Here is a 7,524-nt window from a genome sequence, read left to right as displayed (position 1 = left end):
GCCACCGAGGTCGAGCTCAAGGAGCGCAAGCACCGCATCGAGGACGCGGTCCGCAACGCCAAGGCCGCCGTCGAGGAGGGCATCGTCGCCGGTGGCGGTGTGACGTTGCTGCAGGCCGCGAAAACGTGCTTCGACGGGCTGGGCCTGACCGGCGACGAGGCGATCGGCGCGAACATCGTCAAGGTGGCCGTCGAGGCTCCGCTCAAGCAGATCGCCGTGAACGCCGGTCTGGAGGGCGGAGTGGTCGTCGACAAGGTCAGGTCCCTGCCGCCCGGCCACGGCCTCAACGCGCTCACCGGCGAGTACCAGGACCTGATGGCCGCGGGCGTCATCGACCCGGCCAAGGTGACCCGCTCGGCACTGCAGAACGCGGCTTCGATCGCGGCGCTGTTCCTGACGACCGAGGCGGTCGTCGCGGAGAAGCCGGAGACCGAACAGCCCCCGGCGCCTCCCGCCGGAGGCATGGACTACTGAGTCACAACAACGTCCACGAAGGGAAGGAGAAGAACGCCATGCTGATGCGCACCGACCCGTTCCAGCTGCTGGACCAGCTGACCCAGCGGCTCGCCGGGACCACCTCGTACCGATCGGCCGTGCCCGTCGACGCCTACCGCGACGGCGACCAGTTCGTGGTGCACTTCGACCTGCCCGGTGTGAGCGCCGACTCCATCGACCTCGACGTGCAGGGCAACGTCCTCACCGTCAAGGCGCAGCGCAGCACCCTCGCGAACGACGTGGAGGTCGTGGTCGGTGAGCGGCCGTCCGGCACGTTCAGCCGCCAGCTGTACCTGGGCGACAACCTGGACACGGACAGGATCGAGGCCGGTTACGACGCCGGCGTGCTGACGCTGCGCATCCCGGTCGCGGAGCAGGCGAAGCCCCGCAAGATCGCCATCTCGGGCGGTCAGCGGCAGGCGATCAACGCCTGATCCGGGCGGAACCGCAGGTCCGGGGCCGGTCGCTGCCACTGGGGGCGACCGGCCCCGAGCCGCATCGGCGCGCGACAGCGGGCCTGTCCGCTACGTTCGGTACGACCGGTTGAGCCAACAGCCGTCTGACGATGTCGTCGTTCCAAGTGGCCCCGTGGAGGGCAAGACATGGCTGTGGACGCGTTGACGGTGCGCATGGGGCGAGTGGGCAACGCCTTCGTGGTGCGGGTGAGCGGGGAGATCGACATCGCGACGCGGCCGTTGCTGACCGCCGCCCTGCTCGACGCGTGCGGGTTCGCGGCCCCGTCGAACGCGCTGGTGCTCGATCTGGGCGGGGTGACCCACTTCGGAGCGGCCGGGATCGATGCCGTGGAGCTCGCGGAGCGGTGGTCCCGCGCCGAACGGGTCGCCCTGCGGGTCGTCGTGACGCCGCGGATCGGGTTCGTGCTCGGGCTCACGGAGGTCGGCAGACGGGTGCGGATGGAGGAGTCGCTCGACGATGCGCTGTGCGGCAACGACGAAGCGGCCGGGTGACACGTTCGTCCGTCCAAAAAGGAGGGACGACCGACTCGGCCGTCCCTCCGTCCACCACGCCGGGCGTCAGCTTCGGTGCTCGGGTTCCGCCATCGGATCCTGCGCCTGACAACGGCCCCGCAGGGTCCAGCCGTCGGGCACCCCGCTCACCGTCGCGTGCTCGCTGGTGGCGCTGATCTGCAGGGTGGCGTTGCCCAGCCGCAGGTCCGCGAGCCGCACCGCGCCCCAGCCGGACGGCAGGTGCGGGTTCAGCTCCAGGCTGCGGCCCGGCACGTGCGGCCGCAGTCCGAGGAACGACCGCACCAGCAGCAACGGTGCCGCGCTCGCCCACGCCTGCGGTGAACACGAGGTCGGGTACGGCACCGGCGGGCTGAACTCCGAGCGGGCGAACCCGCAGAACAGCTCGGGCAGCCTTCCTCCGAACGCCGAGGCCGCGTCGAGCAGTCCGCACGCCAGCCGCTGCGCCAGCTCCACCGCGCCGGGGATGTGCGCGTACCGCAGCAGGCCCGCGACCGCCAGCGCGGTGTCATGTGGCCACACCGAGCCGTTGTGGTAGCTCATCGGGTTGTACGCACCCATGTTCGCGGCCAGCGTGCGCAAGCCGTAGCCGGTGTCCATGTCCTCGGACGCGAGACGGTCGACCAGCACGGCCGCGTGCTCGTCCGGGACGATGCCGCTCCACAGGCACTGCGCGGCGTTGCTGGTCAGTGCGTCCACCGGAGCTCCGCTGCCGTCCAGCGCCACCGCGTACCAGCCGCGGTCGGGCAGCCAGAAGGCCTCGGCGAACCGGTGCCGCAGCTTCTCCGCCTGCTCCCGCAACCGGACCGCGGTGTCGGTGTCGCCGAACGCCTCCGCGAGCTCGGCCCGCGCCAGCCAGGCGGCGTACACGTAACCCTGCACCTCGCACAGCGCGATCGGTGAGGACACGGTCCTGCCCGCGGCGTCGTTGATCCCGTCGAAGCTGTCCTTCCAACCCTGGTTGATCAGCCCGACGTCGGTGGACCGGCGGTAGGCCAGGAACCCGTCGCCGCACGCCCGGTCGATCCACTCCAGCGCGGCGTCGGCAGCGGGCAGCAGCGCGCGGACCTCCGCCTCGTCGGCACCCCAGCGCCAGCACTCGCCGAGCAGCGCGACGAACAGCGGTGTGGCGTCGACGGTTCCGTAGTAGTGGCTGCCGCCGAGCACCCGGTTCGAGTCCGGACCGAGCCGCAGCTCGTGCAGGATGCGGCCCGGTTCCTCCTCGGTCACCGGGTCCACCCGCCTGCCCTGCTTGTCGGCCAGCGTCTCCAGCGTGCCCAGGGCGAGACCGGTGTCCAGCGGCAGCGCCATCCACGCGGTGAGCAGGCTGTCGCGGCCGAACAACGTCATGAACCACGGCGCCCCCGCCGCGACGAACGGTTTGTCCGGCAGCGACGGATCCCGGATCTGCAACGCGCCGAGGTCTCTTTCGCTGCGGCGCAACACGTTGTCGAGCGTGACGTCGTCCGCCTCGATCGTGGTGCTCGCGTCGCGCCACGCCTGAATGGTGCGTGCCGGGCCGCTGCTCTCGATGTGCTCGCCGGGGTGGAACCGCGGCTGCACCCGCAGGTTCGCCACCGTCGGCTGCACCACGATCTCGGTCGTCCACAGCCGCCGCGGCGGCACCACGATCCGCCAGACGAGCTCGCCGGGCAGCACGGTCGGCTCGGCCGACGCGCTGACCGACAGGCCGCGGGCGCCGCGGGAGCGGTCCCACAGCAGGAGCTCGGCACCCACCACCGTCGCGTCCGCGCCACCTCCGGACGTGCGGCCCTCCTTGACCGCGAACAGGTCGGCGAAGTCGGCGTCCACGTGCAGCGACAACGAGACCGCGGTGGCTTCCCGGCCGAGGTTGTGCAGGGTGATCGTCTCCCGCAGCCCGTCGCCGAGCAGCCGTTCGCGCACCACCAGCAGCGTGCTGTCCGCCTGGCCGGGCTTCGGCGGCCTGCGCAGCATGAACCGCGCCGCGAACGCCTCCGGTGTCACCACCGACAGCGCGTGCGGCGGCTGCCCGTCCAGGCGCAGCTCCCACCGCGACACCATCCGCGCGTCGCGGTAGAACAGCCCGTGCGAGGTGCCGGCCTCGACGTCACCGGTGCTGTTGGACAGGCAGAACGTGCTGCCGTCGACCAGCGTGACCGTGCCGTTGCCGGCGTGGCTCATCACCGGTTCACCGGCGTTGAGGGCCGTGGGTGCAGGTCCCTCCGTCATGACCGTTCTCCACCGGCGCGCAGGCTGTTCTTGTCGGCGTTTTCACGGAAACGCTTGCCGTAGCGGTGTTCCAGCGTGGAGTCGAGCGCCGGGTAGTCCTGCTGCAACGTCTCCAGCGCCGGCCGCGACCGCCGCAGCGCCCGCCGGTACGCGGCCTCGTAGCCCGCGCCGAGCCGGTCCGCGCCGAAGTTGTCCCTGACGTGCGCGCGGCACTTGGCCGGCTCGATGTCACGCACGTCGTGCAGCGCTTGCACGAGCTCCCGCGGCTCGTCGCGGACCAGTCCGGTGACGCCGTCCACGACGACCTCGGGCACCGCACCGCGGCGCAACGCCACCACCGGCGTGCCGCACGCCATGGCCTCGATCATGACCATGCCGAACGGTTCCTCCCACTGGATCGGGAACAGCAGGCAGCGCGCCCCTGCCAGGAGCTTGCGCTTCTGGGTCGCGTCCGCGACGCCGAACACGTGGTCGTTGTCGGTGAGCCGGGGGCGGACCTCGCGCTCGTAGTACTCCTGCTCGATCGGTTCGGCGCACTTGCCCGCGAGGATCAGCGGCACACCGGCGGCGTGCGCCACGTCCAGGGCCAGGTGCGGCGCCTTGTCCGGGTGGAACCGGCCGAGGAACAACGCGTACTCACCCTTGTTCTCCTCGAACGGCCAGTCCTCGACGTTCAGCGCGTTGTGCACGGTGCCGATCCAGTTCAGCTCCGGTGCGAGCTGGCGCTGCCGGTCGCTGATGGCGACGAGGTGCACGTCCTCGCCGAGTTCGCGGTAGTACCGGTGGAGGTCGTCGTTCACCGGCCCGTGCACGGTGACCACGGTCGGCACCCCCAGCGCGCGGTACGCGGCCGCGTTGAGCGGGCCCGCCAGCGTGTGGTCGTGCACCACGTCGACACGCCCGGCCTCGACGAGCCGCTCCACCGCACGGCGGCCGGCCAGGGCGTGCACCACCTCGGGATAGGGCTCGCCGAGGCGTTCCGGGATCGTGCGGTCCCAGACCGGCACGAACTCCGCGGCGGCACCGCACTCGCCGGCGCCGATCAAGGTCACCTCGTGACCGCGGCCGCTCAGCGCGTTCGCGAGATCCGCGACGACGGCCTCCACGCCGCCGTATGCCTTGGGAGGAACGTCGAAGTAGGGCGGGGCGACCATGGCAACCCGCAACGACGAATCGACACAAGACACACTGCTCAACACCACTTCCCCTCCTCGCATCCCGAACCCGGGATTAGCACTCTTCGCCATAGACTGCTAACAGGATTCGTCCATTCGCGCAACCCCGCCAGGCAGGCCGCACACGCGGGAACATCTGCGGCCAATACGTATGTGAACGTTAACTTCGACACGTTCTTCGACTGCCTGTCAGCACTTTGCCCAACGTCCGTTAACGCTCACATCGAGCATTGACCGTGCCGTGCGCGCGTGACTACATTCCGTGGCAGGCCGCCACCGCTCTGTCAGAACCGCACTGTTCGCCGAGCAACCGGAGCGTTCCCATGTCCTCATCGTTGAGTCGACGCATGCTCTTCCAAGCCGTTGGTGTGGCCGCCGTCGCGACCGCGGCACCGCCGCTGATGGCGAGTTCGGCGCAGGCCGCCTCGGTGCCTCCGGTCCGCGGCGACGCCGGGGTGTCGGCCTTCCCGTTCGACCTGTCCGAGGTCCGGTTGACGCAGGGCCGGTGGCTGGACAACCAGAGCAGGACGCTGTCGTACCTGAGGTTCGTCGACGTCGACCGGTTGCTCTACAACTTCCGCGCCAACCACCGGTTGTCCACCAACGGCGCTGCGGCGCTGAGCGGCTGGGAGGCGCCGAACTTCCCGTTCCGCACGCACAGCCAGGGGCACTTCCTGAGCGCGTGGGCGCAGGCGTGGGCGGTGCTGGGCGACACGACGTGCCGGGACAAGGCCGGCTACATGGTGGCCGAACTCGCCAAGTGCCAGAACAACAACGCCGCGGCCGGGTTCAACACCGGGTACCTGTCGGGCTTTCCGGAGTCGGACTTCGACGCGATGGAGGCGGGCTCGCCGAAGTCGGTCTCGTACTACTCGCTGCACAAGACCCTCGCCGGGCTGCTGGACGTGTGGCGCCACCTCGGCAGCACCCAGGCGCGGGACGTGCTGCTGCGCATGGCCGGGTGGGTGGACTGGCGCACGGCCAGGTTGTCCTACAGCCAGATGCAGAACGTGCTGGGCACGGAGTTCGGCGGCATGAACGCGGTGCTCGCCGACCTGTACCAGCAGACGGGCGAGGCGCGCTGGCTGACCGCGGCGCAGCGGTTCGACCACGCGGCGGTGTTCGACCCGCTGGCGGCGAACCAGGACCGGCTGAACGGCCTGCACGCCAACACCCAGGTGCCGAAGTGGATCGGCGCGGCCCGCGAGTACAAGGCGACCGGCACCACCCGCTACCGCGACATCGCCGTCAACGCCTGGAACATCACCGTCGGCGCGCACACCTACGTCATCGGCGGCAACAGCCAGGCCGAGCACTTCCGCGCGCCCAACGCCATCGCCGCGTACCTCAACACCGACACGTGCGAGCAGTGCAACACCTACAACATGCTCAAGCTCACCCGTGAGCTGTGGCTGACCGACCCGAACAACGCGGCGTACTTCGACTTCTACGAGCGCGCCCTGCTCAACCACCTGATCGGCGCGCAGAACCCGGCGGACCCGCACGGCCACATCTGCTACTTCACCGGCCTCAACCCCGGTCACCGCAGGGGCAACACCGGGCCGGCGTGGGGCGGCGGCAACTGGAGCACCGACCACGGCACGTTCTGGTGCTGTCAGGGCACCGGGCTGGAGACCAACACCAAGCTCGCCGACTCCATCTACTTCCGCAGCGGCACCACGCTCACGGTGAACCTGTACACGCCGTCGGTGCTGACGTGGTCGGAGCGCGGCATCACGGTCACCCAGAGCACGACCTACCCGGCGAGCGACACCACGACGCTGACCGTCACCGGCAACGCGGGCGGATCGTGGACGATGCGGTTGCGGATCCCCGCCTGGACCTCCGGCGCGACGATCAACGTCAACGGCGTCGCGCAGGACGTGACCGCCACGCCCGGCAGCTACGCCTCGCTGACGCGGTCGTGGACGTCCGGTGACGTGGTGACGCTGCGGCTGCCGATGCGCGTGATCGTCCAGCCCGCCAACGACAACTCGAACGTCGTCGCGCTCACCTACGGCCCGGCCGTGCTGGCGGGCAACTACGGCAACACCAGCCTGTCGGCGCTGCCGACGCTGGACGTCAACTCCGTCACCCGCACCAGCACGTCGTCGCTCGCGTTCACCGCGAAGGCGAACGGGACGCAGGTGAACCTGGGACCGTTCCACGACGCGCACGGCTTCAACTACACCGTCTACTGGAACGCCGGCGGTGGCGGCACGGCGAGCTACCGGTTGGTCAACGCCGCCTCCGGCCTGGTGCTGGGCATCCAGAACATGTCCACTTCGGACGGTGGGCTGGCGTTGCAGTGGGCCGACAACGGCACCGCCGACCACAACTGGCAGCTGATCACCGACGGGTCCGACGTGCGGCTGCGCAACGTCAACAGCGGCAAGGTGCTGGGCGTGGAGAACATGTCCACCGCCGATAACGCGCGCGTGCTGCAGTGGTCGGACAACGGCACCGCCGACCACCGGTGGACCCTGATCGCCAACGGCGACGGCACGCACAAGATCCGCAACGCCAACAGCGGCAAGCTGCTCGGCATCCTCAACGGCTCGACCAGCCAGGGTGCGCAGGTCGTGCAGGACTCCGACAACGGCAGTGCGGACAACCGGTGGCGCCTGGTCGCCAACTGACGACGTGGTGCGGCGCCT

The 7,524-nt window shown here is 70.1% G+C and carries 6 protein-coding genes; 4 read left to right on the top strand and 2 right to left on the bottom strand.

Annotated elements, in window-relative coordinates:
* The 3 genes from ACWEIJ_RS42505 to ACWEIJ_RS42495 all read left to right on the top strand — a co-directional run.
* Positions 1–474, top strand: a 474-nt coding sequence (locus ACWEIJ_RS42505; RefSeq protein WP_449842972.1) for a TCP-1/cpn60 chaperonin family protein, incomplete at its 5' end; no start/stop codon positions are given.
* 38 nt (positions 475–512) lie between these two features.
* Positions 513–929: an Hsp20/alpha crystallin family protein gene (locus ACWEIJ_RS42500; protein ID WP_449842971.1), complete on the top strand. Its 417-nt coding sequence runs from the start codon at positions 513–515 to the stop codon at positions 927–929.
* Between the two features lie 168 nt (positions 930–1,097).
* Entirely contained in the window at positions 1,098–1,463 is a 366-nt protein-coding gene (locus tag ACWEIJ_RS42495) for an STAS domain-containing protein (RefSeq protein ID WP_449842970.1), read from the top strand.
* 66 nt (positions 1,464–1,529) lie between these two features.
* On the opposite strand, the gene ACWEIJ_RS42490 is transcribed toward ACWEIJ_RS42495, so the two are convergent.
* Both ACWEIJ_RS42490 and ACWEIJ_RS42485 read right to left on the bottom strand, forming a co-directional pair.
* Positions 1,530–3,692: a glycogen debranching N-terminal domain-containing protein gene (locus ACWEIJ_RS42490; protein ID WP_449842969.1), complete on the bottom strand. Its 2,163-nt coding sequence runs from the start codon at positions 3,690–3,692 to the stop codon at positions 1,530–1,532.
* Complete coding sequence (locus ACWEIJ_RS42485) at positions 3,689–4,846, bottom strand: glycosyltransferase family 4 protein (protein ID WP_449842977.1); 1,158 nt, start codon at positions 4,844–4,846, stop codon at positions 3,689–3,691. Before ACWEIJ_RS42485 ends, ACWEIJ_RS42490 begins: the two co-directional genes overlap by 4 nt.
* Positions 4,847–5,214: 368 nt before the next feature.
* Between ACWEIJ_RS42485 and ACWEIJ_RS42480 the strand changes: the two genes are divergently transcribed.
* The gene (locus ACWEIJ_RS42480) at positions 5,215–7,506 is read left to right on the top strand and encodes a beta-L-arabinofuranosidase domain-containing protein (protein ID WP_449842968.1); all 2,292 of its coding nucleotides are present in this window, start codon (positions 5,215–5,217) and stop codon (positions 7,504–7,506) included.
* Positions 7,507–7,524: the final 18 nt, after the last annotated feature.

Source organism: Lentzea sp. NPDC004789 (genome assembly GCF_053601075.1).
Note: the sequence above shows the minus strand (reverse complement) of the source record. Positions and strands in the feature narration are given on the sequence as shown.